Origin of the sequence: Nonomuraea maritima (assembly GCF_900100395.1) — a bacterium.
Taxonomy (GTDB): Bacteria; Actinomycetota; Actinomycetes; order Streptosporangiales; family Streptosporangiaceae; genus Nonomuraea; species Nonomuraea maritima.
Genome location: NZ_FNFB01000006.1, coordinates 125894 through 152551, shown reverse-complemented (window position 1 = coordinate 152551; position 26658 = coordinate 125894). Strand labels below are relative to the sequence as shown.

Here is a 26658-nt window from a genome sequence, read left to right as displayed (position 1 = left end):
CCGATCGTCGGCTCCGCCCTGAAGAGGGCGGAGCCGGTCAAGGACGTCGCGCTCAAGATCTGTCAGGGGCGCACCGCACGCCTTGCGCCCGGTAGCTTTCCCGGCCAGAGCCACCCACCTCCGAGAGCGGCGGCGGCCGCGACGCCGAGGCCCGACCCGATGCCGTGCTCCCATGACCGCGGCCGCCGGAGCGCACCTGAAAAATCGTTCGCCGGATCCGGCCGGTGACCCACACAATGGCGTCGTGGGAAGAACCGTGACCGCCTTGGTCACCTGTGGAGACGAGTACGTCGGCGTCGTCGGCCCGTTCCCGGTCGTCGTCCCGTGGTGGTCGATGGTCGAGCCGGTGGTCGAGCATCTCGAAGCCGTGCTGGGCGGGCCCGTCGCGGTCCTGCGTCTGGTGAGCGTCGAAGGCGGCGACCCACCGCGCGGCGGCCACGTGACGTATCACGCCGAGTTCCTCGGCGACCCTCGGAGCGTTACGCCGTTGTCCTCGAGCGTCCCGGCCCACCTGCTGGACGTCCAGGCGAAGCGCTCCGCGTGGGCCACGCCCCACGGCGTACGCGACGCTCTGGCCTGGGCCGACGACGCGCTGCGCGCCGCCGGACGACCCGCGCTCGGCCCGGCCAGGCAGGTCAAGACGTGGAACCTCGCGGGCCTGTTCCGCTTCCCGACGCTCGACGGCCCCGTGTGGCTGAAGATCACCCCCGAGTTCGCCGCCGACGAGGGCAGCGTGATGGCGGCGTTCGCCGAGGCCGACCCGGCGATCGTCCCGACCGTGCTCGCCGCCGACCCGGCCAACCGGCGGGTCCTGCTCGACCACGTGCCGGGCGACGACTGCTGGACCACCACACCCGAGGTCATCCGTACGACCATCACCCGTTACGTCGCCGCCCAGGCCACCGTCACCCCTCCCACGGCACTGCCCCGCCGTACGCCGGAGGTCCTGGCCGAACGCGTCGACGCGGTGATCGGCCGCGCAGACCTCACCCCCGAGGAACGCGACCAAGCCCGGCGACTCGTGCGCACCCTGCCCGCCATGGTCGCCGAACTCAACGCGTGCGGCTTACCCGAGACCGTGGTGCACGGCGACTTCCACACCGGCAACTGGCGCTCGACCGGCGGAACCGCCGTCATCCTCGACTTCTCCGACGCACATGTCGGCCACCCCGTCCTGGACGGTCTGCGCACCCGCATGGTCATGTCCGAAGCCGACCAACACCTGTCGACCAGGACGTGGATCGACGCATGGCACGAACACTCCCCCGGCTCCGACCCAGCCCGCGCCCTCGAACTCGCAGAGCCCTACCAACACCTGTTCTACGCCGTCCGCTACCAGGAGTTCCTCGACGGCATCGAACCCAGCGAACACGTCTACCACTACGGCGACCCCGCCTCCGAACTCCGCGAAGCCCTCCGCGCCGCCCGTCAGTGACCGCCGCGAGCACGCCTGACCCCACGATTCCGCACGCAGAGCGATCGTCACTGCCTCCGGTAGCGAGCGATCCGAGGGAGCCTGCGAGCCGGCTCCCGTTCATCGTCGAAGTCCCACTCCTCTCCACGGGGAACGCTGCCGATCGCCGGAACCAGGGGAAAGCCGCCTGAGACGCCCCGAGCGTTCGCGGCTTCGTGGAGGACGTCCGGCTCCTCCCCGGTCACCCGTTCATAGGCGTGGTACGCCACATAGGCCAGCACTCGACCGGGCGGCGAGAAAGCTCGTCCTCCAGCCACGCGACACGCGCTTTCCTCGTGCCGGTCTCACGCCCGGACCGCTCGATCAGCTCCCAGAACTCACCGATCTCCGTGCCGCGCGATGCTCGCACCCCTGTGCCGCCGTGTAAAGATCACGCAGCGGCGACAAGGGCGACGAAGGGTCCAGGGCGTTAAGGAGCCGCTCCTGCCGGTCAGCGCCGCCAGTGACCGCCGAGGCACGTGTAGGTGCGTCCGTTCGACGCCACCCCGACCGCGCCAGGGCTGCCGCAGAACCCGCCGGGATGAGCTCGGGCCGGAGGCGCCGGCTTACGTACGGGCTGGGCTTCGGGGGTCCGCTTGGGTGGGCGGCGTCCCCTGTCGGGATCGCGGTCGTCGAGGTCGCGGGTCTTGACGACGCCGTCGCCGTCCTTGTCGTTGTCGTACCGGTCGGCGATGCCGTCGCGGTCGAGGTCCGGGAGCGGTTTCCGGGTCGGGGTCGGCGGCGGTTCGGCTGTCCACGTGGGCTCGCGAGGTGTCCCCGTGGGTTCGGCAGGCGTCCGCGTGGACGTGTACGTGGGCTCCTGAGTCGTCCGCGGACTCGTCGGCGTGGTGACCGGCGTGGGGGTGGCCACGGCGGCGGATTTCGGGTCGTTGCCGCCGAGAAGTGCGCTGCAGCCGACCATCACGACCGCGACGACGATGAGGCAGCCCCACGTGCCCTGCTTGCCTGACGTGGACTTACCGGCCATGACGTCCCCTCCCGCTCCGTGGACACGAACGGTATGTGGGACGCTCCTTTGCGCAACTTAGTTGCCGCCTGGACCGTGCCGACGTCACGAAGACAACGAACCCCGCCTCTGACGACCAGCAGGCGGGGTGCGCAAAGTCCTATTTGAGAAGCTGGCGGGCCATCACCATGCGCTGGATCTGGTCGGTGCCCTCGTAGATCCGGGTGATCTCCGGCCCGCGGTGCAGCCACCTGGGAAAACGGCTCGGGATCATGTCAGTGAGCAGCGGTTACGCTTGCTGGCGTCAAGCATCAAGTGAGCCAAGACAATCACGTCCTCCTCGTACTGGGCGTGGGCGCTGGAGGTGGCGCAGCGCGAGGCTGCTGGCTCCTCGAAAAGCCGTTGGCCCTCGCGACCAGCGCTCACTAGCCTTGATCTCTCGCCCCCTACGTGAGGATTCCGGCTCAGATGACGCCGCCTGCTCTTTAGACCTGGCTTCACCACGCATCGGTCGCCGACGTCGCCGTCGGCTCTGTTTTCCGTGCCCTTCGTCAGGTCTTCAGAGAGATCATGTCTTCACGCCCTCATATCGTGCTGCCCTGGGCCGTACGCCGCACTCGCCTGCCTCTGCTCGCCCTCCGCTGCGTCGCCTGCCGATCGAGCCTTGCCACCACCGGTGACGGGAAGTTCCGCGTCAACGCCAACGGCAAGCTTCTCGACGTCTGGCTCCTGGTCAACTGCGTTTCCTGCGACCGCACCAGCAAGCTCACCCTGCACGACCGCGTACCCGTCCGCTCCCTGCCTCCCGCACTGCTGGCCGGCTACGTCGCCGACTCACCCTCCCTCGTCGCCGGCAGCCTTCTCGACCCGTCGGTCGCCAGACGCAACCGGTTCGCGCTGGAGTGGGACGGTTGCTGGGAACTCCTCGTTCCTCCTCCTCCCGGCGATCCGTGGCCCCTGCACGTCACGGTCGCCTTCGACGACCCCGTGCCCCTTCGTCCCGATCGGCTCCTCACCCAGGGGCTGGGCCTCGGCCGTGCTGAGATCGCCCGTCGCGTCAAGATCGATGTCCCGTTGAACCGCAAAACGAGCCGGGACTTCTCGTTCGTCCTCCTGTGACCGGCGCCTGGGTCACGCCGTGCCAAGCGCGCGCGGTGTGACCCAGGCGCAGGCCCCTCACAGGGTGAGCCGGTGGGCGCGGCGGGTGTGCCACTCCACCGTCAGAACCGTCGCGTCGTCCTGGAGCCGGCCGCGCTGGTGCTCCAGGATGGCCTGGTCACCGCCCGCGTCATGGACGAGCAGCGCCTCCTACTGCGCGCCGACTCGCGGCAGAAGCGGATGTTCAGCGCCGTCATGGTGGACCGTCTGTTGCGTGTGGCGGCGATCGCGGCCCCCGACGCTTACGCGGTCTGCCCGTTCACCTCGAGGGTGACGCCTGGCTTCTCAGCCCAGAAGGCGAGCAGTCCCGCGATCTCCTCAACTCTCGGGAATGGCTCCGGGTAGGACCAGACGACGTCCTCGGCCACACCGTCACAGGTATGAACCGACCAGTAGACGGCGTCGCCCTTGAATGGGCAGTGCGACGTGGTTGGCGATGATCTGAGCAGGTCCATCTTCACGTCCGCCGGCGGCAGATAATACCGCGGCGGACAGCCCGTCTCGGTGAGCAGGACCGGCCGGGAGGAGGTTGCGACGACCACGTCCTTGACCCGCACTACGACCTGATCCGATACGGGCGTGACCTCGATGTCATGTCCTCGTGTCTTCATAGAACGATCCAATCAAACGTCCCCTCGCGGGCCGCCGGCGGAACACCTCTCGGCATGACCGAGGCCAGCGGCGCAAGCGGAGCTTCTACCGCCGGGCATGCGCACTCGTCGGACCCTCACGGAACAACACTCTTCCGAACGTTGGCTCATGCGCGAAAACCCGGGACGGTACGCGCTCAGTCCCGGGTTTTCGCAGGTCATGGACCTACTTCAACAGCTGCCTGGCCATGACCATGCGCTGGATCTGGTTGGTGCCCTCGTAGATCTGGGTGATCTTGGCGTCGCGCATCATGCGTTCCACCGGGAAGTCGCTCGTGTAGCCGTACCCGCCGAGCAGTTGCACCGCGTCCGTGGTGATCTCCATGGCGGCGTCCGAGGCGGCGCACTTGGCGGCGCTCGACAGGTAGGTCAGGTCGGGCTGCGGCTCGCCGTTCATGGCGCGCTCGGACTTGGCCGCCGCGTGGTACGTGAGCTGCCGCGCCGCCTCCAGCTTCATGCCCATGTCGGCGATCATGAACTGGACGCCCTGGAAGTCGGCCACCGGACGGCCGAACTGCCGGCGTTCCTTGACGTAGCCGATCGCGTAGTCGAGCGCCCCCTGCGCGATGCCGAGCGCCTGGGCGGCGATCGTGATGCGGGTGTGGTCGAGCGTGGCCAGGGCGGTCTTGAAGCCCGTGCCGGGCTCGCCGATCATGCGGTCGGCCGGGATGCGGACGTTGTCGAAGATGACCTGCCGCGTGGGCGAGCCCTTGATGCCGAGCTTGCGCTCCTTCGGCCCGAACGAGACGCCTTCGTCCGACTTCTCGACGACGAACGCGGAGATGCCGCGCGCCCCGGCGGACGGGTCGGTGACGGCCATCACCGTGTAGTACTCCGACACCCCGGCGTTGGTGATCCACATCTTGGTGCCGTTGAGCACGTAAACGTCGCCGTCGGCCACCGCCCGCGTCTTCATCGCCGCAGCGTCGGAGCCCGCCTCCGGCTCCGACAGCGCGTACGAGAACATGGCGTCCCCGCGGGCCACCGGCCGCAGGTAGCGCATCTTGAGGTCCTGCGAGGCCGACAGCAGCAGCGGCACCGTGCCGAGCTTGTTGACGGCGGGGATGAGGGACGACGACGCGCAGGCGCGGGCCACCTCCTCGATGACGATCACGGTCGCCAGGGCGTCCGCCCCCGCGCCGCCGTACTGCTCGGGGACGTGCACGGCGTGCAGGTCGGACGCGACGAGCGCCTTGTAGACGTCCCAGGAGAACTCGCCGGTCTCGTCGATCTCGGCGGCGCGCGGGGCGATCTTCTCGTCGGCCAGGGCGCGGACCGCCTCCCTGAGCATGTCGTGTTCTTCGGCGGGCGCGTACAGCGGGAAGCTCATGCACAAATACTAGGACGTCCGAACATCTTGTTACCAGTGGGTACGGTTTGTGGCGATGGAGACGAGGCACGTACGAGAAAGCGGAGGCCGGTAACATGCCACCGCGATCGAAAGGAGCTCACCCGTGCGCTATCGCCTCACGGTGATCGGGACCGGATACCTGGGCATCACTCATGCGGCGTGCATGGCCGCGATGGGGTTCGAGGTCCTGGGCCTCGACGTCGACGCCGACAAGATCGCCCGTCTCAACGCCGGTGAGCTCCCGATCCACGAACCCGGTCTCGAACCGGTGCTCCGCCGCGGCCTCGACTCCGGCCGCCTGCGCTTCACCACCTCATACGAGGAGGTCGCGGCCTTCGGCGACGTGCACTTCGTCTGCGTGGGCACCCCGCAGAAACGCGGCGAGTACGCCGCCGACGTGTCCTACATCGACGGCGCCGTCGAGAGCCTCGCCCCGCTCCTCGACCGCGCCTGCCTGGTGGTCGGCAAGTCGACCGTGCCCGTCGGCACCGCCGAACGGCTGGCCGACAAGCTCGTCCGGCTCTCCCCCGTGGGCGCCGCGGCCGAGCTGGCCTGGAACCCCGAGTTCCTGCGCGAGGGCTTCGCCGTCCAGGACACCCTCCACCCCGACCGCATCGTCCTCGGCGTCCGCTCCGAGCGCGCCGAGAAGGTGCTGCGCGAGGTGTACGAGCCGCTCGGCGACGTGCCGATCGTGGTGTCCGACTTCGCGACGGCCGAGCTGGTCAAGACGGCCGCCAACGCCTTCCTGGCCACGAAGATCTCCTTCATCAACGCGATGGCCGAGGTCTGCGAGGCCGCGCACGCCGACGTCCAGCTGCTGTCCAAGGCCTTGTCGTACGACGACCGCATCGGCGGCCGCTACCTGAACGCCGGGCTCGGCTTCGGCGGCGGCTGCCTGCCGAAGGACATCAGGGCGTTCATGGCGCGGGCCGGCGAGCTCGGGGCCGACCAGGCGCTGACGTTCCTGCGCGAGGTGGACGCCATCAACATGCGCCGCCGGGCCCGCATGGTCGACCTGGCCAGAGAGCTGGCGGGCGGCTCGTTCCACGGGTGCACGGTGGGCGTGCTCGGTGCGGCGTTCAAGCCCGACTCCGACGACATCCGCGACTCCCCCGCCCTCGGCGTCGCCGTGGCCATCGGCCACCAGGGCGGCCGGGTCACCGTCTACGACCCCATCGCGCTCGACAACGCCCGCAAGGCGCACCCCGAGCTCAGCTACGGCGAGTCGGCCGTCGACGCGGTCCGCGGCGCGCATGTGGTGCTGCTGCTCACGGAGTGGCAGGAGTTCGTCGAGCTCGACCCCGAGCAGCTCGGCGGCGTCGTCGCCGCCCGGCGTATCGTCGACGGCCGCAACTGCCTCGACGCGGAGGCCTGGCGCTCGGCCGGCTGGCACTACCGCGCCCTCGGCCGTCCCTGAGGGTGCCGCGCCCACTGGGTGAGCAGCGGACGGTAGCCCTGCCCGGCCCAGAAGGGCGTCGAGTGCGGGTTGGGCAGCGCGTGGTGCAGTAGCATCGCCGACACGCCCTCCGCCGCGGCACGCTCGTGGGCCACCCTGACCAGCGCCGCACCGACTCCCCGCCCGCGCGCCGACGGATCGACGTACATCGCCCCGAAGTACGCGACGGGCGCGTCGTCCACGACGGACGCGATCCATCCCGCGGCGTCGGGCGGCGACACGACGGCGAACCCGGCGGGCCGGCCCGCCACCTCGGCCAGCCAGCACCACTCGCGCGGCAGCACCGCGTCCGCGAGATGCGCGCGGAGCAGCTCTGTCGTACGAGCACGCGTCGTCACCCAGCCGAACTGGGCGTCGTACGCCACCAGTGCCTCGTACATCGGCGCGAGTACGTCGAGGTCATCGGCCCGCCGGATCGTCACGGCAGGCGCGTCCACCGGACGGGGACGCCCCACGGCGAGCACCGTGGTCGGCGCGAAACCCCGTACGGCCAGCGCCCGGACGGGAGCGGTGTCCCGGCTCGGCCACCAGACGTCCATCGCCTCATCCGCGAGGCCCGTCCACCGATCGAGCAGCCCGCCGAGCGCGACCTCAGGGTCAGCCCCGGCGACCCGGGCCTTGAGGTGACTGACGACCAGCGGCCCCCATAAGGACTGCATGGCGCCGGGATCGAGCCGTTCGACCCGGGTCACCCCGGCGGCGTCCGGCGCCTCGATCAGCTGCCCGTCACCGACGGGCAGCTCGTCCTGGTCTGCGAGGAGCGGGTCCACGGCGCGCACGCGGGCCGCGTGACCCTTTGTCACATCGTCCATACGGGCACGGTAACCGTACGGAACCCCTGGAAAAAAGGGGTGTCAGAGTTCGGCGGCCTCGGCGCGCAGGCGTTCGCCCTTGGCGTACGCCTGCTCCTTCAGCCGCACCTGGAACTCCTCCATCCGGGCCCGCAGCCCGGCGTCGGAGGCGGCCAGGATGCGTACGGCGAGCAGCCCCGCGTTGCGGGCCCCACCGACCGCCACCGTCGCGACCGGCACCCCTGCCGGCATCTGGACGATGGACAGCAGGGAGTCCATCCCGTCGAGGTACTTGAGCGGCACCGGCACCCCGATCACCGGCAGCGGCGTGACGGACGCCAGCATGCCGGGCAGATGCGCCGCGCCTCCCGCGCCGGCGATGATCACCTGGAGGCCGCGGGACGCCGCCTGCCTGCCGTAGTCGATCATCTCGGTCGGCATGCGGTGCGCCGAGACCACGTCGGCCTCGAACGGCACGCCGAACTCGGCCACCGCCTCGGCGGCCGCCTTCATCACCGGCCAGTCGGAGTCGCTGCCCATGACGATGCCGATGCTCACGTGTACTCCCCCGTGACGAGGTGGACGGCGGCGTGCCTGGCTCGGGCGCGTACCTCGTCGAGGTCGGTGCCGAGCGCGGTGACGTGGCCGATCTTGCGGCCGGGACGCACTTCCTTGCCGTAGAAGTGCAGCTTGATGCCGGGGTCGTGGGCGAGCACGTGCTCGTAGCGCTTGAACAGGTCGGGGTCGTCGCCGCCGAGCAGGTTGACCATGACGACCACGGGGGCGGTCAGCTGGGGAGAGCCGAGTGGCATGTCGAGCACGGCCCGCAGGTGCTGCTCGAACTGCGAGGTCACAGCGCCCTCGATCGTCCAGTGGCCGCTGTTGTGCGGACGCATGGCCAGCTCGTTGACCACGATGCCGTCGGCGGTCTGGAACATCTCGACCGCCAGCAGCCCGGTCACGCCGAGCTCGTCGGCGATCTTCAGGGCGATGGCCTGGGCCTGCGCGGCGAGTTCGGGGTCGAGGTCGGGCGCGGGCGCCAGCACCTCGACACAGATGCCGTTCTCCTGCACGGTCTCGACCACGGGGTAGCTGACGCCCTGGCCGTGCGGGGAGCGGGCCACCAGCACCGCGAGCTCCCGCTCGAACGGCACGAACGACTCGGCCATGAGCTCGACACCGGTGGCGAACGCCTCGGCGATGTCGTCCGGCGTGCGGCACACCCACACGCCCCGCCCGTCGTAACCGCCGCGGACCGACTTCAGCACCACCGGCCAGCCGTGCTCGCCGGCGAACCGCTCGGCGTCCTCGGCCGACGGAGTGCGCGCCCAGGCCGGGCACGGCACGCCGATCGCGGTCAGCCGCTCACGCATGACCGCCTTGTCCTGCGCGTGCACGAGCGCGTCGGCGCCGGGGCGCACGGCGTGGCCGGCCGCCGTGAGCGCCCGGATGTGCTCGGTCGGCACGTGCTCGTGGTCGAACGTGACGACGTCGCAGCCCTCGGCGAACTGCTGCAGGTCACTGAGGTCGCGGTAGTTTCCGATGCGCGTGTCGACGATCACTCGCGCGGCGCTCTCGTCGGGGCTGTTGGCCAGCACCCGCAGCTCGACGCCGAGCGCGATGGCCGGCGGCTGCGACATCCTGGCCAGCTGACCTGCGCCGACGATGCCCACAACCGGTCCGATCGGGCTGTATGAACTCACGGCAGGTGAGCTTACCCGCCGGCGACAGGTCGCCCCGCCGCACCTCCCGCCCGCGGAGCACGGGGCTGGACGACCGTTCCGGGTCGCCTTGTGCAGGCACGGCCGTCCAGCGAGCCGCAGCGTAATGCCCATTAAGCACAAAAGTCCGGCATAGGACGATATTCGTCATAGATGTTCTTTGCGGGCTATGTCCACCCGCCTGATACGCACGCCACACGGCCACCGGTACGCTGGGGTGGTCCAACTCGGCAAGGGAAGGGACCGACCAGAGACGTGGACGTCGCCAAACGCCTCTACCAGCGGTTCTCGGCCCTCCTGCACGAGCTGCTCAAGTTCGGCAGCATCGGGCTCATCGCCTTCGTGATCGACCTGGGGCTGCTCAACCTCTGCAACACCGTGATCGGCCTGGGGCCCCTGACCTCGAAGGTCGTGGCCACCACCGTCTCCACGACCTTCGCCTACGCGGGCAACCGCTTCTGGACCTTCCGCCACCGCGACCAGAGCGGCCTCGGGCGCGAATACTTCCTGTTCTTCCTGCTGAACGGCATCGCGCTGCTCTTCGGCCTGCTGACCATCGGGTTCACCACCTACACCCTCGGCCGGCACGACTCACTCAGCGTCAACATCGCCAACATCGTCGGAGTGGGGCTCGGCACCCTGTTCCGCTACTGGTCGTACAAGAAGTGGGTGTTCCTGGAGGCCACCGAGCCGATCCCGGTGGAGCTGCCCGGGACCGGCATCAGGCAGGACCGCTGACCACGCGGTTACGACTGTCGTCCTCCGCCGGGCGCAGGAAGATGGCGAACGTCGCCGGGCGGCGGCGTACGAGCTCCAGGCGTCCTCCGTCGGCGGCGGCCAGCGCGCGGGCCAACGTCAGCCCGAGACCGGTGCCCCCGCCTCCGCTGACGTTCCGCTCGAAGATCTTGGGGGCGATCTCGTCGGCGATGCCAGGGCCCTCGTCGGTGACCTCGATGACCACGTAGTTGTCGCCACTGGTGGTGGTGACGGTGACGGACCCGCCTCCGTGGCGCAGCGAGTTCTCCAGCAGCGAGGCGATCACCTGACCGAAGCCGCCCGTGGTGGCCAGCGCCTTGAGCCCGCGCGAGCCGTCGAGCCGCAGCGTGCGGCCCGCGTCGCGGAAGACCGGCTCCCACTCGGTGACCTGCTGGATCAGCACCTCGTCGATCGCCACGGGCTCGGCCTGCGCGTGGCGCTGGCGGCGGGCCGCGGCCAGCAGCTCGTCGATCACCGCGGTGAGCCGCTCGGCCTGGACGATCGCCGCCTCCCCTTCCTCGCGTACGACGTCCGGGTGTTCGGCGGAGGCGACGATCTCCTCCAGCCGCATGGTGAGGCCGGTCAGCGGCGTACGCAGCTGGTGCGAGGCGTCGGTGGCGAACTCCCGCTCGCGCGTGAGCAGGTCGGAGATGCGCGTGGCGCTGCGGTCGAGCACCTGGGCCACGCGGTCGAGTTCGGGAATGCCGTAGCGGTGCTTGCTCGGACGCGCGTCACCGGAGCCCAGCCGGTCGGCGATCTTCGCGAGGTCCTGCAACGGCAGCGTCAACCGGCGTGACTGTACGACGGCCAGGCTCACGGCCACGGCCAGCGCCGCCACGGCCAGGGCGACGATGAGGAGCAGACGGGCACGTACGTCCTGCTCAACCTGATCTCTATCGCGACTTATCCGTACATAGATACCTGTGCTGGTCGAAGCGTCCTCGGTCATCAGGTGACCGGAGGGCGGGGGGTTTCCGACGACGATCGGCGTGAGGGGGGTTCCTCGTTCCCATATCTGGATGTAGCGATGCGGGTATTTCGACTTCAGTTGCTGGGGGTCGAGCGGCGTCTCCTGGATACGGGCATATTCCACCTCTCCCACGAGACGCTTGGCCTCCGCCCCGAGCTCTTGAGCCGCCTCGTCGACGATCAGACGACTGACGACGACGCCCAGGGGGACCCCCAGCAGCAGGACCGCGATTACCGCGACGACCAGGGTGGAGGAGAGCAGTCGGCGGCGCATCTCCTACTCGCGCTCGAACCGGAAGCCGACTCCCCTGACGGTGGTGATGTAACGCGGTTTCGCCGCGTCGTCGCCCAGCTTCCGGCGCAGCCAGGAAATGTGCATGTCGAGGGTCTTGGTGGAACCCCACCAGTTGGTGTCCCAAACCTCGCGCATGATCTGTTCGCGGGTGACGACCTTGCCGGCGTCGCGGACCAGGACCCGCAGCAGGTCGAACTCCTTGGTGGTCAGGTGCAGCTCCTTGTCTCCCATCCAGGCGCGCCGGGAGTCGGCGTCGATGCGCACTCCCTGGACGACCGGGGTCTCGGAGGTGCCGCGGCGCAGCAGCGCACGTACCCTCGCGAGCAGCTCGGCGAGCCTGAACGGCTTCGTCACGTAGTCGTCGGCACCCGCGTCGAGGCCGACAACGGTGTCGACCTCGTCGACGCGTGCGGTGAGTATGAGAACCGGGGTGCCGTGCCCTTCGGCGCGGATCCGGCGGGCGACCTCCAGCCCGTCCATCTCTGGCAGACCGAGGTCGAGAACGATGAGGTCTATTCCGCCCGACAGAGCCCTTTCCAGGGCCTGCGGGCCATCCGGGGACACCTCAACCTGATAGCCCTCACGGCGCAGCGCACGCGCGAGTGGCTCGGAGATCGAGGTGTCATCCTCGGCGAGAAGTACGCAGGTCATGAACCGATCGTAGGACCTTAGAGGATCGTTTCCCGGGCACAGCGCGCGGTTTGACTCGCAGTTGACCTATCCATTGACCTGGGCAAACACGATCAAAAGACGATTCGTCAAGATTAAAACACCGCGGCGCCACTGCAGCGATCATGTCCAGGCGCGAATTTCCCCATCCAGTACGCGGAAAAAGTGCCTTCCCGAACGGGACGATCTTTCTTTCGATGATCCAAAAACCCGGAGCGTGAGAAACGACACGAACGGACGATCCCACGCTAGGCGTCCGCCCGCTCCTGACCGCGCCGACACGCCCACCGGACGCACGACGACCTCGGCCCCCGCGACGCCGGGCGGGCGTGGCGGGGGCCGAGGCAGGTCGTACGGTCAATCGCTGTCGTCGGAGGAGCTCGGTTCGGCGTACCGGGCGAGGTACAGCTGTTCGCCCAGGCTGCGGATCAGGTCGAGCTCGGTCTCCAGGTAGTCGATGTGCTCTTCCTCGTCCTCGAGGATCTGCTCGAAGATGCGGGCGGAGGTGATGTCACCCTTCTCGCGCATCAGCGCGATCGCCGGCCGCAGCCGCTGCACCACCGCGAGCTCGACGTCCAGGTCGGCCTGCAACTGCTCCGGCACCGTCTGGCCGATGTGCAGGGTGCCGAGCCGCTGGTAGTTGGGCAGGCCCTCCAGGAACAGGATGCGCTCGGTCAGCCATTCGGCGTGCCGCATCTCCTCGAACGACTCGTCGCGCGTGTGCTTGGCAAGCTTGGTGTAGCCCCAGTTCTCCTGCATCTTGGCGTGCAGGAAATACTGGTTGATCGCGGTCAGTTCCGCGGTCAGCTGTTCGTTGAGCAACTCGATGATCTGTTTGTCGCCCTGCATGAACAGGCCCCTCGTCGCTATCCCGACTATGCGGTCGTGAGTTCTTCAGACCTTTTCAGGATCGCACAGATTTTCCGTACACAACGGGCACAGTCCCCACCGGCACCGGTGGTGTCGCGGATCTGCTTTGCGCTCTTGGCCCCGGCGGCGATGCAGTCGTGCACTTCGTTTTCCGTGACGGCACGACAAATGCATACGTACATGCGGGGAAACGCCTTTCGGGCAGAGGGGTCCATGGAGGAGCCTTTAGGTTAGGCACACCTAAGGTAGCGCACTATGGTTAGGCTTGCCTATGTTGGCTCAGTCACAGTCCTCTGCCCTGGCGTCAGTGCCCTCGTCTGATCCATTCCTCCAGGTCAGCGGCCTCAGCGCCGATCGAGGTGGACTCGCCGTGGCCGGCGTGCACGACCGTCTCCGGCGGCAGCGTCAGCAGGCGGTCCTTGATCGACTCGATGATCGTGTCGAACGAGCTGTAGGACCGGCCGGTCGCCCCAGGACCACCCTTGAACAGGGTGTCGCCACTGAACACAGCCCCGAGGTCGGGGGCGTACAGGCAGACGGCACCCGGCGCGTGGCCCGGCGTGTGCAGGACCTGCAGCGTGATGCCGCCGACCGTCAGCTTCTCGTCGTCGGCGAGCGGTTCGTAGGTCACCTCGGGCCCGTAGACCTCCTCCCACAGCACCTGGTCGGCCGGGTGCAGCCGGATCGGCGCCCCGGTGAGCGCGGCCAGCTCGCCCGCGGCGCTGATGTGGTCGTTGTGCGCGTGGGTGCAGACGATGCTCCTGACCGAGCGCCCGCCCACCCGCTCGGCGATCGGAGCGGCGTCGTGGGCGGCGTCGACGACGATGACCTCGCGGGCGTCGCCGATCAGCCAGACGTTGTTGTCGACGTCCCACGTGCCCCCGTCGAGGGAGAACGTGCCCGAGGTGATGACCCGGTCGATCATCAGAGGATCACCACCGAGCGCAGCACCTCGCCGCGGTGCATCTTGCCGAACGCCTCCTCGACCTGGTCGAGCGCGATCGTCTCGGACACGAACTTGTCGAGCGGCAGCCGGTTCTGCAGGAACAGGTCGATCAGCATGGGGAAGTCGCGCGAGGGCAGGCAGTCGCCGTACCAGGAGGACTTCAGGGAGCCGCCGCGGCCGAACATGTCGAGCAGGGGCAGCTCCAGCTGCATCTCGGGGGTCGGCACCCCGACGAGCACGACCGTGCCGGCCAGGTCGCGGGCGTAGAAGGCCTGCTTGTACGTCTCGGGCCGGCCCACCGCCTCGATGACCACGTCGGCGCCGAAGCCGCCGGTCGCCTCCCTTATCTCCTCGACCGGGTCGGCCTCGCGCGAGTTGACCGTGTGGGTGGCGCCGAAGCCCCTGGCCCAGTCGAGCTTGCGGTCGTCCACGTCGACCGCGATGATCTTCGCAGCCCCGGCCAGCGAGGCGCCCAGGACGGCCGCGTCGCCGACGCCGCCGCACCCGATCACCGCGACGCTGTCGCCGCGCGTCACGCCGCCCGTGTTGATGGCCGCGCCCATGCCCGCCATGACGCCGCACCCGAGCAGGCCGGCGACCTGCGCCGGGGCGTCGGCCGAGACCTTCGTGCACTGGCCCGCCGCCACGAGCGTCTTCTCCAGGAACGCACCGATGCCGAGCGCGGGAGACAGCTCGGTGCCGTCCTTGAGTGTCATCTTCTGCTTGGCGTTGTGGGTGGCGAAGCAGTACCACGGACGGCCGCGCAGGCACGCCCGGCACTGGCCGCACACCGCGCGCCAGTTGAGGATCACGAAGTCGCCGGGCGAGACCTCGGTGACCCCTGGACCGACCGCCTCCACGACGCCGGCCGCCTCGTGGCCCAGCAGGAAGGGGTAGTCGTCGCTGATGCCGCCCTCACGGTAGTGCAGGTCGGTGTGGCAGACCCCGCAGGCCTGCACGTTCACCACCGCCTCGCCCGGACCGGGGTCCGGGACGACTACCGTCTCGAGCGAAACTTCCTGGCCCTTCCCTCGGGCGATGACGCCCTGCACTTCGTACGGCATGCCAGTCATCTTGTGTCAGGAGGATGATCTCCGCAAGACATAGGGCTGCACCACGCCGAGTCCGCGGGCCGGACGCCGCCTGATCCGGTGCAACGCGTACCCGTCGTGCCCGTCGAGGCCCTCGGCGAGTCGCTCGTCCACCAGGACGGTGCCGGGCCGGGCGATGGCGGTCAGCCGGGCGGCGAGGTTGACGGTGGTGCCGAAGACGTCGCCCATCATCGGCGTCACGGGGCCGTAGGCGACGCCGATGCGCAGCTCGCCGATCTCGATGAGGTCGAGCGCGACCGCGCCCGCCTGGGCCGCGGTGTGCGCGGTGAACAGCACCTCGTCGCCCAGCGTCTTGACCATGCGCGCGCCGTGGGCGGCGATGACGTCGGAGGCCCGTGACTCGAACCCCTCGACCAGCTCGGCCAGCCTGCGTTCGTCGAGCTCGCGGGCCCGCCGGGTGAACGACACCAGGTCCGCGAAGCCCACGGCCAGCGGCACGCGGGTGGGGACCATCTCGTCGTGCACGTCGGCGATGGCCAGCAGCCGGGTGCCGGCCGCGGCGAGCTGGGACCGCCAGACGTGGATGAGCACGTGCTCGAAGTCGGGCAGCAGCGCCTGGGCCGTACGGAGCAGGGCGTGCAGGTCGCCCTCCGCGCGCTCCTCGGGCATGGCGGCCCCGATGAAGAGCTCGGCCTGCCACTGCGCGAGCCTGGCCGTGGTCTGCCCGAGCGCTCGGGCCATGCGGAGCACGGTCTGCTCGTCGAGAACGCCGCCGTCGAGCATGCTGCGGACCCGGCGCAGCGCCGCGACGTCGGCGTCGGTGAACGCCACGGCGTCGTCAGGACGCTGGGCGAACCCCAGCGCGCGCCAGATGCGGGAGGACAGCTCGGACGGCACCCCGGCCTCGGCGGCGACCTCGGCTCGGGTGTAGCGGGGCGCCTGGCCGCTGACCAGCCGCTCGATCTCCTCGGCGGTGGGCCTGGCGGAGCGCGGTTTGTCCACTTATAGGAGGGTACGTCAGCGCCCGTCCACTTCGCCGTCGGAAGCGTCCTCCACCAGGCGGAACAGGTCCATGCGGACCTCCTGGATCTTCGGGATGTCGCGCAGCACGATCTCGCCCCGGTCGCCCGCCGACTCGACGGTCAGCGTGCCGCAGCCGAGCAGCCGCTCGGCGAACGTCTGGTCGGAGCTCACCGTGTTGACCTTCGTGATCGGGATCTCGTCGGTCGACTTGTTGAGCACGCCGGTGCTGATCGTGAAGCGGTGGGTGGTGAGGATGTAGGCCGTGTTCTTCCACCGCAGGTACGGCACGAACGACCAGATCGTCAGCAGGACGAGGGCGATGACGACGACCGCGATCCGCGCGTACCCGGCATAGCCGAAGTCGCCCGGGATGAAGTAGATCGCCGCACCCGACGCCGCCGCGATGAGGATCAGCGCCACGAAGGGACCCACGAGCCGCTTCCAGTGCGGGTGGAAGGAGCGTACGCGCCGCTCACCCTGCGTCAGATGGTGGTCCGGAATGGTCATGGCCACATGCTCCCACCATCGCTCAGGCTCAGGCTACGGCCCTGACGTGGATGACGTCGCCCACGCTCAGCGTGTGCTGCTCGTCGCCGGTGTCGACCTGGAGGTGGCCGTACCGGTCGACGCCGGTGGCCCGGCCGACGAGCTGGTGGTCGCCCGGCAGCTCCACCCTGACCCGCCGTCCGACCGTGGCGTTGGCCGACAGATACGCCGAGCGCAGCCCGCAGGCCTCCACGTCGCCGTCCGCCTCCGTCCACTCGCGGTAGTGGGTGTCGATCTCCCTGAGCACGGCCTTCAGCAGCGGCTCGCGGTCGACGCAGGCCGCCTGCTCGACGGCGAGCGAGGTGGCCGTCGCGACCGGCAGCTCATCGGCCCTGAGGGAGACGTTCATGCCCATGCCGATGACGACGGCGTCGTCGACCCGCTCGGCCAGCACCCCGGCCAGCTTGCGCTCGCCGATCAGCAGGTCGTTGGGCCACTTGAGGCGTACGTCGACCTCGGCGAGCGCGCGTACGGCGGAGGCCGCTGAGACGGCGTACAGGATGGTCAGCCAGCTCTGCGCGGCGAGCGGCACGGTGGGCCTGAGCAGGATCGAGAACGTGAGCCCCGAGCGGACCGGCGCCGTCCAGGTGCGGTCCATGCGCCCGCGGCCCGCCCGCTGCTCCTCCGCCACCAGGACCGTGCCCTCTGGCGCGCCCGCGCGGGCGGCGGCGACCAGGTCGGTGTTCGTGGAACCGGTGCTGTCGACGACGGTGACGCCGCTCCACAGCGAGCCGGGGCGCACGAGGGCACGGTTGAGCGCCGCCTCCGAGAGGGGAGGACGGTCGAGGTCGGAGTAACGGGACTCAGGCATTCCCCCATCCTCCTCCGGCGCCGGAGGTATTCCTCACGCGGGGGCCGGGTCTGCCGCACTCCTGATCAGGAGCGATGATGAAGCATGACCAAGTTTGGAACGATCCGTACGGTGGCGGAGCTCCCGCGGGCGCGGCGGGAGGTTCTGTGAGCGAGGAGGCGTTGGGCGACATCGCGGTGACGTCCAGGCCGGGCCCCACGACCCGCATCCGGGTCAGGGAGCTGTCCGGCTCCACCGCCCGCGACCGCCGCGACGACCTGGCCACGGAGGAGCCGCTGGAGATCCGGGTCTCCGCGCCCGACGGCTCGCGCCGGACCGTGGCCATCACGATGCGCACGCCGGGGCACGACTTCGAGCTCGCCGCCGGGTTCCTGCGCGGGGAGGGCCTCGCGGGGCCGGGGGACGTCAACGCCATCGCGTACTGCACCGACGACGACGTCCCGCCCGAGGCCCGCTACAACACGGTGACCGTGCACCTGAAGGGCCCCATCCCCGACCTGCCCTCCCTCGACCGCCACTTCCTCACCTCGAGCGCGTGCGGGGTCTGCGGCTCGGCCAGCCTCGAGTCGCTGCACGACCGCTGCCGTCCGCTGCCCCGAGGGCAGCTCGAACTCACCCCCGAGTTCCTGTACGGGCTTCCGGACGCGCTGCGCCGCGCGCAGGGCGTGTTCGGCAAGACGGGCGGCCTGCACGCCGCCGGGCTGTTCACGGCGTCGGGGAGGCTCGTGGCGGCCCGCGAGGACGTGGGCCGCCACAACGCGGTCGACAAACTGGTCGGCTGGGCCGCGATGACCGACCGGCTGCCGCTGTCGGAGCACGTGCTCATGGTCAGCGGCCGGGCCAGCTACGAGATCATGCAGAAGGCGCTGGCCGCCGGCATCCCCGTGGTGTGCGCGGTGTCGGCGCCGTCGTCGCTGGCCGTCGACCTGGCCCGCGAGTTCGGCCTGACGCTGGTCGGCTTCCTGCGCGGGGAACGCTGCAACGTCTACTCGGGCGTCGAGCGGATCGCCGGCCCCACGGGCTGAGCCCGTGGGGCCGGCGCCCGCCCGGCGTCAGCCGGTGTTCTGCAGGCCCGCCGCCACGCCGTTGACCGACAGCAGCAGCAGGGTCGAGTTGCGCTCGCGCTCCGGCTCCGACACCTCGCCGGCGCGCAGCGCCCGCAACGCCCGCAGCTGCAGGTGCGACAGCGCGTCGACGTACGGGTCGCGCAGCTGGACGGCGCGCGAGAGCACCTTGCGGTTCTCCAGCAGCCGCGTGTGGCCGGTGACGCGCAGCACCAGGTCGCGGGTGCGGTCGTACTCCTCCAGCACCTGGCCGGCGAAGTCGTCGCGGCCGCCCAGCGCCAGGTAGCGCTCGGCGATCGAACGGTCGGTCTTGGCCAGCGACATCTCGGCGTTGTCGAGCAGCGCGTTGAACAGCGGCCACTCGGTGTACGCGGCCCGCAGCTCGTCGAGGTCGCCCACGGCGGCCAGGCCGGTGCCGAGGCCGTACCAGCCGGGGAGGTTGACCCGGGTCTGCGCCCAGGCGAACACCCACGGGATCGCGCGCAGGTCGTCGAGCGAGCGCGGCGCGCCGAGCCCCCGGCGCGCCGGGCGCGAGCCGAGGCGCAGCGTGCCGATCTCTTCCAGCGGGCTGACCAGGGCGAACCACTCGGGGAAGCCCGGCGCCTCGGTCAGCGCGCGGTAGGCGCGCTCGGACGCCGTGGCGACCTCCTCGGCCAGGCCGCGGAACCGCTCGGCGGCGGCCGCGGTGCGTTCCTCCACCGTGGGCGAGGACGCCATCAGCACCGCGTTGGCCACCTGCTCCAGGTGGCGGCGGGCGATGGCGATGTGGCCGTAGCGGGCGAAGATGACCTCGCCCTGCTCGGTGACCTTGAACCGGCCCGCGACCGAGCCCGGCGCCTGGGCGAGCACCGCCCGGTTGGCCGGACCGCCGCCGCGGCCCAGGGCGCCGCCCCTGCCGTGGAACATGCGCAGCTTCACGTCGTGCTCGGCGGCCCAGGCGGTGAGCTCTTCCTGCGCCTCGTACAGCCGCAGCGTGGCGGCGGCCGGGCCGAGCTCCTTGGCCGAGTCGGAGTAGCCGAGCATGATCTCCATGCGCCGGCCGGTGTCGGCGAGCCTGCGCTGAACCTCGGGGATGTCGAGCATGCCGGTCAGCACGCCCGGCGAGTTGGCGAGGTCCTGGCCCGACTCGAACAGCGGCACCACGTCGAGCACCGGCGCGCGGTCGCCGAGCGCGTGCCGGGCCAGCTCGTACACCGCGGCCACGTCGTCGGCCGATCGCGTGAACGACACGACGTAACGGGAGCACGCCCTGACGCCGTACCGCTCCTGGATCCAGGCGATCACCCGGATCGTCGCGAGGACCTCCTCGGTGCGTTCGGACAGGTCGCCGCCGCCCCGCAGCTCCTCCAGCGCCGCCGCGTGCACCTGCGAGTGCTGGCGCACCTCCAGCTCGGCCAGGTGGAAGCCGAACGTCTCGACCTGCCAGATGAGGTGCTGCAACTCCCCGTACGCCTGGCGGGGGGCCGAGGCGGCGAGCGACTCCTGCGCGAGCCGCAGGTCGGCGAGCAGCTCGGCGGGCGAGCGGTAGGCGAGGTCGAGGTCGCGGCGGCGGGTCGCGCCGATGCGCCCGGCCACGAACAGCAGCCACTGCCGGTGCGGCTCGCGCGGCGAGCGGGTGGCCAGCTCGGACACCACGTCGGGGTAGGCGTCGACGGCCGCGGCCAGCGCCGACCGCAGCTGCTGCGAGCAGGGCGTCAGCGCCGCGGACGCGGTGAGCGTGCGGCCGATGCGCGTGCAGGCGGTCTCCAGGGCCGTCAGCACGTGCTCGGACTGGATCTGCATGGTCTCGCGGGTGACCCGGGACGTGACGTTGGGGTTGCCGTCGCGGTCGCCGCCGATCCAGCTGCCGTAGCGGATGAACGGCCTGGCCTGCGGCGGGTGGGTGCCGGTGTGCTCGTCGAGCGCGGCGTCCAGCGACCGGTAGACCTGCGGCACCATGCGGAACAGGGTCTCGTCGAAGGCCGCCATGGCGGTGCGGACCTCGTCGAGCGGGTCGAGCTTGGTCGAGCGCAGCTGGGCCGTACGCCACAGCAGGTCGATCTCCTCCAGCAGGCGGCGCCGGCTGTCGGCGCGCTCGGAGGCCCCGCGGCCCGGGGTGTTGTACTCGGTGAGCTGCCCGCTGATCCGCTGGATCGCGGTGACCACGGCCCGCCTGCGCGCCTCGGTGGGGTGCGCGGTGAGCACCGGGTGCAGCTCGAGGTCGTCCAGCAGTTCGGTGACGCGCTCGTGGCCCAGCTCTTCGACCGCCTGCCCGAGCGACTCGCGCTGCACGCGGCCCTCGGCGTCACGCTCGCGCAGCGTGCGGATGCGGTAGTGCTCCTCGGCGAGGTTGGCCAGGTGGAAGTAACAGGTGAACGCGCGCGCGACCGCGACCGCGCGTTCGATCTCCCATCCGGCGACCAGATCGGTGATCTCGTCGGCCGAGACCTCGCCTCTGCGCGCGGCGATGACCGCCTTGCGCAGCCGTTCGACGTCGGACAACAGGTCTTCGCCGCCCTGCTCCGCGAGGACCTGGCCGAGCAGCCGGCCGAGCAGCCGCACGTCGTGGCGCAGCTCCTCCGGCATCTCTGTCACGGCGGCACTGCGTCGCTCGAGCCCCTGGTCAATCATGATTCGAAGATATCGACTCCGCTTCCGCGACCGTAGACCGGTCTCGCCTATTGGACTAGACCACTGCGCGTCATGTCGGCTTGGAGACCGCCTGCATCATCTCCGGCATGCGGGCGTGGCCGATGCGCGCGGCCAGGCGGCGTCCGAGCAGCGCGACGAGCAGGCCGTAGAACGGCGCCGCCACCTGCACCCACACCACGCCGAGCAGCGTGGGGATCACGAACGGCAGCGACAGCGCCACGATGGACACCGCGCCGGCGAACGCCCCCGCGAACGCCAGGCCGCCGTGGCCGGGGGCGGCGCCGGTGAAGGCGTTCAGCCGGTCAGGGATGGTGTACGGCAGGAGCACGCTGAGCATCGAGCCGACGCCGAGCCCGACGCCGAGCAGGCCCCACCCCGCGAGCAGCGCGGGCACGATCGTGGCCGGCTGCCCGGCGGCCACACCGGCCGCCACGGCGACGACGGCCAACGTCGGCGCCCCGATCAGGGCCGTCGTCAGGTGCCGGCCCGCCAGGTCGGTACGCAGGTCGCGCTCGGTCGCGAAGACGACGGCGTTCATCCACAGCGAGCGGCCGTCGATGCCGAACGCGTTCGCCGACATCAGTCCGATCATCAGCCCGGTGATCAGGGTCACGAGGACGAGCTGCCACTCGGACACGCGGCCCGTGTCCACGTTGACCGTCGTGAATCCCACGACGACCGCGACGAACAGGGAACTGCCCCAGTTGACCCGGAAGCGGGGGTCGCGCCTGACGTACTTGAGCTCCTTCGTCACCACCGCGGCGAGCGGGCCGTCCGGGAGGAACCGGTCGACCAGGCCGCGCTCGCGGCGTACGGAGGCCACCTTGGTGGAGACGTCGGGCGTGACGAGCGCGCGCCCGAGCACCTTGATCCACAGCAGGCAGCCCAGTACGGCGAGCACGGCGAGGACCGCGACCTCGGCCAGGCCGGCGAGGCCTCCGTCGGCGATGGCGTGCGCGGCCATGCCGGGCGGGGTCCAGCGCAGCGCGGCGGCCGTGCCGTGCAGCACCGCCATGGGGTCGCCGACACCGCGGTCCAGCAACAGGTTGGACAGCGGCACGAGCAGCACGGCGACGATCGTGGAGACGGCCAGCACGTCGCGTCCGCGCCGGCTGCGCAGCGCCCGGGACAGCACGGTGGTGATCAGCCTGGACGCCACCACGCAGAGCGCGAACTGCAGCAGCACGGCCGGCACCCCGACCAGCACGCCGACGGGGCCCGGTGTGAGCCCGACGATCGCGCCGGAGGTGACGACGAGCGTGACCGCCGGCCAGACGCCGGTCACGGACGAGGTGAACAGGCCGAGCGCGATCTCGCGCGTACGCAGCGGGAACAGCGCCAGCTTCGCCGGATCGGGCGTGTCGTCCAGGCCGAACGCGAGCAACGGCATGAACATCCAGGCGAACGTCAGCGACGCGAACAACAGGGTGGTGGTCGAGAGGGCGACGTCGGCGGGCACGAGGCGGAGCACGGCCATGACGAAGAACCCGAACCCGGCCAGGGCCACCGCTCCGGCCAGCGCGAACACGAACCCGACCAGCTGCCGTACGTTCCCCCGCAGCCCACCGACCACCAGCCGCACCTTGAGCTGCGCGAAGAGCCCGATGGTGGCCAACGGCCGCAGCGACTCCCCTGAGGCGGTCACCCGGCTCGCGACGTGCTGCGCGCTCGGGTCGTGAATGGCTGATGTCCCTTTTGAGGGATAGGGGTGGTCGGGATCGGGCGCGTGACTGGAGGGGTGCGGGCCCCCGCGACCGGACGCGTCGACGGAGGGGTGCGGGTCCTCAGGGCCGGTGGGGGTGGTCATTGGTCGGCCTTGGGGTTGGCGCCCAGCCAGGTGAGGCCCGTGGGGGTGGTTCGGTCGGGGCGGCCTACGAGGTCGAGGAAGGCCTGGTTGAGGGTGCGGGCGCCGCGGATCTCGGCGAGCGGGCCCTGGGCCACGATGTGGCCGGCGCTCATCACCGACACCCAGTCGCACAGGCGCTCGACGAGGTCCATCACGTGGCTGGAGAAGATGACGGTGGCGCCGGAGGCGGTGAAGCGCCGCAGCACGTCGGTGAGCGTGGCGGCGCTGACCGGGTCGACGCCCTCGAACGGTTCGTCGAGGAAGAGCACCGAAGGGTTGTGCAGCAGCGCGGCGGCCAGGCCGATCTTCTTGCGCATGCCGGTGGAGTAGTCGACGACCAGCTTGTCGGCGGCGCCGGTGAGGTCCATCACGGCGAGCAGCTCGTCGGCCCGCCGCTCGACGTCGGCCTTGGGGATGCGGCGCAACCTGCCGTTGTAGAGGAGCAGCTCGCGTCCTGACAGCCGCTCGAACAGCCGCAACCCCTCGGGTAACACCCCGATGCGGGCCTTGACCGCGACGGGGTCGCGCCACACGTCGTACCCGTCGATCATGGCCGAGCCCCCGTCGGGACGCAGCAGCCCCGTGATCATGCCGAGCGTGGTCGTCTTGCCCGCCCCGTTGGGACCGACGAGGCCCGCGAAGCTCCCGGCGGGGACGGCGAGGTCGACCCCCGCGACCGCCACCTGCTGCCCGTACCGCTTGAACAGGCCGTGGGTGCGAACCGCATCCGTCATGGATTCACTCTATGGGGAGGCACTAGCCTTGCGCGCATGAGCAGTGCCCAGCCCCTACCGGACGAGCCGGACATCCACACCACCGCAGGGAAGATCGCTGATCTGGAGCGGCGTCTCGACGAGGCGGCGCACGCCGGGTCGGCCGCGGCGGTCGAGAAGCAGCACGCCAAAGGCAAGATGACGGCCAGGGAGCGGGTGCTGGCGCTGCTGGACGAGGGCTCGTTCGTCGAGTTCGACGAGTTCGCCCGGCACCGGTCCACGATGTTCGGGCTCGACAGGCGCCGCCCGTACGGCGACGGCGTCATCACCGGGCACGGCACGATCGACGGCCGCCAGGTGTGCGTGTTCTCGCAGGACGTGACCGTGTTCGGCGGGTCGCTCGGCGAGGTGTACGGCGAGAAGATCGTCAAGGTGCTCGACCTGGCGCTCAAGACCGGCTGCCCGATCATCGGCATCAACGAGGGCGGCGGCGCCCGCATCCAGGAGGGCGTGGTCGCGCTCGGCCTGTACGCCGAGATCTTCAAGCGCAACGTGCACGCCTCCGGCGTGATCCCGCAGATCTCGCTCATCATGGGCGCCGCGGCGGGCGGCCACGTCTACTCCCCCGCGCTGACCGACTTCGTGGTCATGGTCGACCAGACGTCGCAGATGTTCATCACCGGCCCCGACGTGATCAAGACGGTGACCGGCGAAGAGGTCACGTTCGAGGAGCTCGGCGGCGCCCACACGCACAACACCAAGTCGGGCGTGGCCCACTACCAGGCCGCCGACGAGCAGGACGCGCTCGACTACGTCAAGGCGCTGCTGTCGTACCTGCCGTCCAACAACCTGGACGAGGCGCCCGAGTTCGAGCCCGCCGCCGACCTGGGGCCCGAGCCGGAGCTCGACCTCGTGATCCCCGACTCGGCCAACCAGCCGTACGACATGCGCCAGGTGATCGAGCACGTGCTGGACGACGGGGAGTTCCTGGAGGTCCACGCGCTGTTCGCCCCGAACATCGTGGTCGGCTACGGCCGCATGGACGGCCGTCCGGTGGGCGTCGTGGCCAACCAGCCCATGCATTTCGCCGGATGCCTGGATATCGACGCCTCCGAGAAGGCCGCTCGATTCATCCGAACATGTGATGCTTTCAATATTCCGATCCTGACTTTTGTCGACGTACCGGGATTCCTTCCCGGAACGGATCAAGAATGGAACGGAATCATCCGCCGCGGCGCCAAGCTCCTGTACGCCTACGCCGAAGCCACCGTCCCGCTCGTCACCGTGATCACGCGCAAGGCGTACGGCGGCGCGTACGACGTCATGGGGTCCAAGCACCTGGGCGCCGACATCAACCTGGCCTGGCCCACCGCGCAGATCGCGGTCATGGGCGCGCAGGGCGCGGTCAACATCCTCTACCGGCGCGAGCTGGCCGCCTCCGACGCCCCCGACGCCGAGCGCGCCAAGCTCGTCACCGAGTACGAGGACACCCTGGCCAACCCGTACATCGCGGCCGAGCGCGGCTACGTCGACGCGGTGATCCGCCCGTCAGAGACCCGGCCGCAGATCGTCAGGGCGCTGCGTGCGCTGCGGAACAAGCGGGCCACCCTCCCGCCGAAGAAGCATGGGAACATCCCGCTGTGACGCCACATCTGCGCATCGTCCGGGGCGACGCCACCCCTGAAGAGATCGCCGCGCTCGTCGCCGTTCTCGCCACACGACACGCCCAAACGGAGCCTCGGCCGACGCCGAGAAGTCAAACCTGGCGAAACCCCGGCAGGGCTATGCGTAAGCCCGTCGTCCCAGGGAAGTCAGCATGGCGGATGAGCGCACTGCCCTAGATGGATCCCTGAAAACGGGTGTCAAGCTCGCCGGGAGTTGGGACTATCTAGAGAAAGTAGGCGTATATAGTCGGCCGATCAACTAACACCGCGGCCTGGAGGACAACATGGCCATCCCAGACCTCATGCCGCATCCTGTGGCAGCCAAGTATGCCGTACTGGTGGATGTAGGTTATCTGTACGCTGCCGCCGGTGAAGTGCTCCTCGGCGCGAAGGAGCGCAAGGAATATCGGGTGGCCGCCGATGAGCTCATCCAGAGCCTGCAGAAACATGCAGAGCAACGCATTTCTGGCGAACTCTTGCGGATCTATTGGTATGACGCCGCCCGCGACCGTGTGCCCACCGTTGACCAGCGGGTCATCGCCCAGCTGCCGTGGGTCAAGGTGCGGCTTGGCAACCTGAACGCGCGTGGCCAGCAGAAGGGCGTCGACGCGCAGATCCGCAGCGACCTCGAGGCGCTGGCCAGGCACCACGCGGTCACCGACACGATCCTGCTGGCGGGCGACGAGGACATGGTGCCGGCGGTCGAGGCCGCCCAGGCGTACGGCGTGCGCATCCACCTGTGGGGCGTCGAGCCGCCGTACGGCACCAACCAGGCGGAACGGCTGGTGTGGGAGTCCGACACCGTCGAAGTGATCAGTGCTGATTTCCTGAGGCCCTTTTTCAGCCGTGCGCCCCAGCCCGTGCCGGTCACCCCGCCCGCGGCTCCGTCGCCCGCGCAGGTCTTCGCCGGGCGCGCGCCCGTCAAGCCGCACGCCAAGCCCGGCCAGGTCGCCAAGCTCGGTCCGAGCCGGCCGCGCGTCGAGGACGTCGGAGAGCACGTCGCGCAGAAGTGGATCCTGACCCGCGGTCGCGACAACATCCGCGACCTGCTGCCCGGACCGATCCTGCCGACCGTCATCGACACCGAGCTGCTGATCGAGGCGGAGAAGGAGCTCGGCCACTCGCTGCGGCCCTACCCGGAGGCCCGGGTGTGGCTGCGCGACGGCTTCTGGGCGCGCGTCTACCGCGAGTTCGACCTGGGCGTCGGCGTCTCGTCCAAGTAGCCGGGTGGCGGTCACGGCCAGGTCCGATTTCCG

At 70.1% G+C, this 26658-nt stretch carries 26 protein-coding genes and 1 pseudogene; 8 read left to right on the top strand and 19 right to left on the bottom strand.

Annotated elements, in window-relative coordinates:
* Positions 1–244: 244 nt before the first annotated feature.
* Entirely contained in the window at positions 245–1435 is a 1191-nt protein-coding gene (locus BLR04_RS13240) for a phosphotransferase family protein (protein WP_245740221.1), read from the top strand.
* A gap of 469 nt (positions 1436–1904) precedes the next feature.
* Here BLR04_RS13240 and BLR04_RS13230 read toward each other — a convergent pair whose 3' ends face one another.
* On the bottom strand, positions 1905–2441 hold the full coding sequence (locus tag BLR04_RS13230) for a hypothetical protein (protein WP_090763445.1): 537 nt from the start codon (positions 2439–2441) through the stop codon (positions 1905–1907).
* A 139-nt stretch (positions 2442–2580) separates the two neighbouring features.
* Positions 2581–2661: pseudogene (locus tag BLR04_RS41280) on the bottom strand (hypothetical protein); the annotation flags it as partial.
* Positions 2662–2990: 329 nt separating this feature from the next.
* On the opposite strand from BLR04_RS41280, the gene BLR04_RS13225 reads away from it, so the two are divergent.
* On the top strand, positions 2991–3539 hold the full coding sequence (locus BLR04_RS13225) for a DUF1062 domain-containing protein (protein ID WP_090763442.1): 549 nt from the start codon (positions 2991–2993) through the stop codon (positions 3537–3539).
* Positions 3540–3820: 281 nt separating this feature from the next.
* On the opposite strand, the gene BLR04_RS13220 is transcribed toward BLR04_RS13225, so the two are convergent.
* The gene (locus BLR04_RS13220) at positions 3821–4189 is read right to left on the bottom strand and encodes a DUF427 domain-containing protein (protein ID WP_090763439.1); all 369 of its coding nucleotides are present in this window, start codon (positions 4187–4189) and stop codon (positions 3821–3823) included.
* A 205-nt stretch (positions 4190–4394) separates the two neighbouring features.
* Positions 4395–5558, bottom strand: a complete 1164-nt coding sequence (locus tag BLR04_RS13215; RefSeq protein WP_090763437.1) for an acyl-CoA dehydrogenase family protein — start codon at positions 5556–5558, stop codon at positions 4395–4397.
* Positions 5559–5682: 124 nt separating this feature from the next.
* Between BLR04_RS13215 and BLR04_RS13210 the strand changes: the two genes are divergently transcribed.
* Positions 5683–6996 carry a UDP-glucose dehydrogenase family protein gene (locus BLR04_RS13210; protein WP_090763435.1) on the top strand — a complete coding sequence of 438 codons (1314 nt, stop codon included), beginning with the start codon at positions 5683–5685 and terminating at the stop codon, positions 6994–6996.
* Here the strand turns inward: BLR04_RS13210 and BLR04_RS13205 are convergent.
* From BLR04_RS13205 to BLR04_RS13195, 3 genes are read right to left on the bottom strand one after another with little or no spacing between them, the layout of a single operon-like run.
* Entirely contained in the window at positions 6972–7847 is an 876-nt protein-coding gene (locus BLR04_RS13205; protein WP_090763432.1) for a GNAT family N-acetyltransferase, read from the bottom strand. The genes BLR04_RS13210 and BLR04_RS13205 overlap by 25 nt on opposite strands.
* 42 nt (positions 7848–7889) lie before the next feature.
* The gene (gene purE / locus BLR04_RS13200; RefSeq protein WP_090763894.1) at positions 7890–8366 is read right to left on the bottom strand and encodes a 5-(carboxyamino)imidazole ribonucleotide mutase; all 477 of its coding nucleotides are present in this window, start codon (positions 8364–8366) and stop codon (positions 7890–7892) included.
* Between the two features lie 14 nt (positions 8367–8380).
* Positions 8381–9529 (bottom strand): 5-(carboxyamino)imidazole ribonucleotide synthase, encoded by a 1149-nt coding sequence (locus tag BLR04_RS13195; RefSeq protein ID WP_090763429.1) that lies wholly within the window; start codon positions 9527–9529, stop codon positions 8381–8383.
* A gap of 273 nt (positions 9530–9802) precedes the next feature.
* On the opposite strand from BLR04_RS13195, the gene BLR04_RS13190 reads away from it, so the two are divergent.
* Positions 9803–10285 carry a GtrA family protein gene (locus BLR04_RS13190; protein WP_090763426.1) on the top strand — a complete coding sequence of 161 codons (483 nt, stop codon included), beginning with the start codon at positions 9803–9805 and terminating at the stop codon, positions 10283–10285.
* On the opposite strand, the gene BLR04_RS13185 is transcribed toward BLR04_RS13190, so the two are convergent.
* The 9 genes from BLR04_RS13185 to BLR04_RS13145 all read right to left on the bottom strand — a co-directional run bounded on the left by BLR04_RS13185 (position 10269) and on the right by BLR04_RS13145 (position 17484).
* Positions 10269–11546: an ATP-binding protein gene (locus BLR04_RS13185; RefSeq protein ID WP_090763423.1), complete on the bottom strand. Its 1278-nt coding sequence runs from the start codon at positions 11544–11546 to the stop codon at positions 10269–10271. The genes BLR04_RS13190 and BLR04_RS13185 overlap by 17 nt on opposite strands.
* A 3-nt stretch (positions 11547–11549) precedes the next feature.
* Complete coding sequence (locus BLR04_RS13180; RefSeq protein ID WP_012888073.1) at positions 11550–12218, bottom strand: response regulator transcription factor; 669 nt, start codon at positions 12216–12218, stop codon at positions 11550–11552.
* Between the two features lie 375 nt (positions 12219–12593).
* Positions 12594–13085 (bottom strand): bacterioferritin, encoded by a 492-nt coding sequence (bfr, locus tag BLR04_RS13175; RefSeq protein WP_090763421.1) that lies wholly within the window; start codon positions 13083–13085, stop codon positions 12594–12596.
* 26 nt (positions 13086–13111) lie between these two features.
* Entirely contained in the window at positions 13112–13288 is a 177-nt protein-coding gene (locus BLR04_RS13170) for a (2Fe-2S)-binding protein (protein WP_080042937.1), read from the bottom strand.
* A gap of 122 nt (positions 13289–13410) precedes the next feature.
* Positions 13411–14031, bottom strand: coding sequence for an MBL fold metallo-hydrolase (locus tag BLR04_RS13165; protein WP_090763418.1), 621 nt, complete (start codon positions 14029–14031; stop codon positions 13411–13413).
* Positions 14031–15116: an S-(hydroxymethyl)mycothiol dehydrogenase gene (locus tag BLR04_RS13160; protein WP_090763415.1), complete on the bottom strand. Its 1086-nt coding sequence runs from the start codon at positions 15114–15116 to the stop codon at positions 14031–14033. The genes BLR04_RS13165 and BLR04_RS13160 overlap by 1 nt, the downstream gene beginning before the upstream one ends.
* A 15-nt stretch (positions 15117–15131) precedes the next feature.
* The gene (locus BLR04_RS13155) at positions 15132–16106 is read right to left on the bottom strand and encodes an adenylate/guanylate cyclase domain-containing protein (protein WP_090763412.1); all 975 of its coding nucleotides are present in this window, start codon (positions 16104–16106) and stop codon (positions 15132–15134) included.
* 15 nt (positions 16107–16121) lie between these two features.
* Positions 16122–16634: a PH domain-containing protein gene (locus BLR04_RS13150; protein WP_090763409.1), complete on the bottom strand. Its 513-nt coding sequence runs from the start codon at positions 16632–16634 to the stop codon at positions 16122–16124.
* Between the two features lie 28 nt (positions 16635–16662).
* Positions 16663–17484, bottom strand: a complete 822-nt coding sequence (locus tag BLR04_RS13145) for a biotin--[acetyl-CoA-carboxylase] ligase (RefSeq protein WP_090763406.1) — start codon at positions 17482–17484, stop codon at positions 16663–16665.
* A gap of 146 nt (positions 17485–17630) precedes the next feature.
* Between BLR04_RS13145 and fdhD the strand changes: the two genes are divergently transcribed.
* Entirely contained in the window at positions 17631–18509 is an 879-nt protein-coding gene (fdhD, locus tag BLR04_RS13140) for a formate dehydrogenase accessory sulfurtransferase FdhD (protein WP_245740220.1), read from the top strand.
* A 27-nt stretch (positions 18510–18536) separates the two neighbouring features.
* Here the strand turns inward: fdhD and BLR04_RS13135 are convergent, their stop codons facing one another.
* The 3 genes from BLR04_RS13135 to BLR04_RS13125 form a co-directional block, all read right to left on the bottom strand.
* On the bottom strand, positions 18537–21158 hold the full coding sequence (locus tag BLR04_RS13135; RefSeq protein WP_090763401.1) for a phosphoenolpyruvate carboxylase: 2622 nt from the start codon (positions 21156–21158) through the stop codon (positions 18537–18539).
* Between the two features lie 70 nt (positions 21159–21228).
* Positions 21229–22986 (bottom strand): hypothetical protein, encoded by a 1758-nt coding sequence (locus BLR04_RS13130; protein WP_245740219.1) that lies wholly within the window; start codon positions 22984–22986, stop codon positions 21229–21231.
* Positions 22983–23759 carry an ABC transporter ATP-binding protein gene (locus BLR04_RS13125; protein ID WP_090763399.1) on the bottom strand — a complete coding sequence of 259 codons (777 nt, stop codon included), beginning with the start codon at positions 23757–23759 and terminating at the stop codon, positions 22983–22985. Before BLR04_RS13125 ends, BLR04_RS13130 begins: the two co-directional genes overlap by 4 nt.
* Positions 23760–23795: 36 nt before the next feature.
* Between BLR04_RS13125 and BLR04_RS13120 the strand changes: the two genes are divergently transcribed.
* The 3 genes from BLR04_RS13120 (at position 23796) to BLR04_RS13110 (ending at position 26625) form a co-directional block, all read left to right on the top strand.
* Positions 23796–25382, top strand: a complete 1587-nt coding sequence (locus BLR04_RS13120) for an acyl-CoA carboxylase subunit beta (protein WP_090763396.1) — start codon at positions 23796–23798, stop codon at positions 25380–25382.
* Positions 25379–25579, top strand: a complete 201-nt coding sequence (locus BLR04_RS13115) for an acyl-CoA carboxylase subunit epsilon (RefSeq protein WP_090763394.1) — start codon at positions 25379–25381, stop codon at positions 25577–25579. The genes BLR04_RS13120 and BLR04_RS13115 overlap by 4 nt, the downstream gene beginning before the upstream one ends.
* A gap of 107 nt (positions 25580–25686) precedes the next feature.
* The gene (locus BLR04_RS13110; RefSeq protein ID WP_090763391.1) at positions 25687–26625 is read left to right on the top strand and encodes an NYN domain-containing protein; all 939 of its coding nucleotides are present in this window, start codon (positions 25687–25689) and stop codon (positions 26623–26625) included.
* Positions 26626–26658: the final 33 nt, after the last annotated feature.

Coding starts and splice junctions, on each gene's coding strand:
- BLR04_RS13225 (WP_090763442.1), top strand. CDS start 2,991: ATGTCTTCACGCCCTCATATCGTGCTGCCCTGGGCCGTACGCCGCACT.
- BLR04_RS13205 (WP_090763432.1), bottom strand. CDS start 7,847: ATGGACGATGTGACAAAGGGTCACGCGGCCCGCGTGCGCGCCGTGGAC.
- BLR04_RS13185 (WP_090763423.1), bottom strand. CDS start 11,546: ATGCGCCGCCGACTGCTCTCCTCCACCCTGGTCGTCGCGGTAATCGCG.
- bfr (WP_090763421.1), bottom strand. CDS start 13,085: ATGCAGGGCGACAAACAGATCATCGAGTTGCTCAACGAACAGCTGACC.
- BLR04_RS13160 (WP_090763415.1), bottom strand. CDS start 15,116: ATGCCGTACGAAGTGCAGGGCGTCATCGCCCGAGGGAAGGGCCAGGAA.
- purE (WP_090763894.1), bottom strand. CDS start 8,366: ATGGGCAGCGACTCCGACTGGCCGGTGATGAAGGCGGCCGCCGAGGCG.
- BLR04_RS13230 (WP_090763445.1), bottom strand. CDS start 2,441: ATGGCCGGTAAGTCCACGTCAGGCAAGCAGGGCACGTGGGGCTGCCTC.
- BLR04_RS13180 (WP_012888073.1), bottom strand. CDS start 12,218: ATGACCTGCGTACTTCTCGCCGAGGATGACACCTCGATCTCCGAGCCA.
- BLR04_RS13165 (WP_090763418.1), bottom strand. CDS start 14,031: ATGATCGACCGGGTCATCACCTCGGGCACGTTCTCCCTCGACGGGGGC.
- BLR04_RS13110 (WP_090763391.1), top strand. CDS start 25,687: ATGGCCATCCCAGACCTCATGCCGCATCCTGTGGCAGCCAAGTATGCC.
- BLR04_RS13215 (WP_090763437.1), bottom strand. CDS start 5,558: ATGAGCTTCCCGCTGTACGCGCCCGCCGAAGAACACGACATGCTCAGG.
- BLR04_RS13125 (WP_090763399.1), bottom strand. CDS start 23,759: ATGACGGATGCGGTTCGCACCCACGGCCTGTTCAAGCGGTACGGGCAG.
- BLR04_RS13150 (WP_090763409.1), bottom strand. CDS start 16,634: ATGACCATTCCGGACCACCATCTGACGCAGGGTGAGCGGCGCGTACGC.
- BLR04_RS13170 (WP_080042937.1), bottom strand. CDS start 13,288: ATGTACGTATGCATTTGTCGTGCCGTCACGGAAAACGAAGTGCACGAC.
- BLR04_RS13135 (WP_090763401.1), bottom strand. CDS start 21,158: ATGATTGACCAGGGGCTCGAGCGACGCAGTGCCGCCGTGACAGAGATG.
- BLR04_RS13120 (WP_090763396.1), top strand. CDS start 23,796: ATGAGCAGTGCCCAGCCCCTACCGGACGAGCCGGACATCCACACCACC.
- BLR04_RS13145 (WP_090763406.1), bottom strand. CDS start 17,484: ATGCCTGAGTCCCGTTACTCCGACCTCGACCGTCCTCCCCTCTCGGAG.
- BLR04_RS13130 (WP_245740219.1), bottom strand. CDS start 22,986: ATGACCACCCCCACCGGCCCTGAGGACCCGCACCCCTCCGTCGACGCG.
- BLR04_RS13220 (WP_090763439.1), bottom strand. CDS start 4,189: ATGAAGACACGAGGACATGACATCGAGGTCACGCCCGTATCGGATCAG.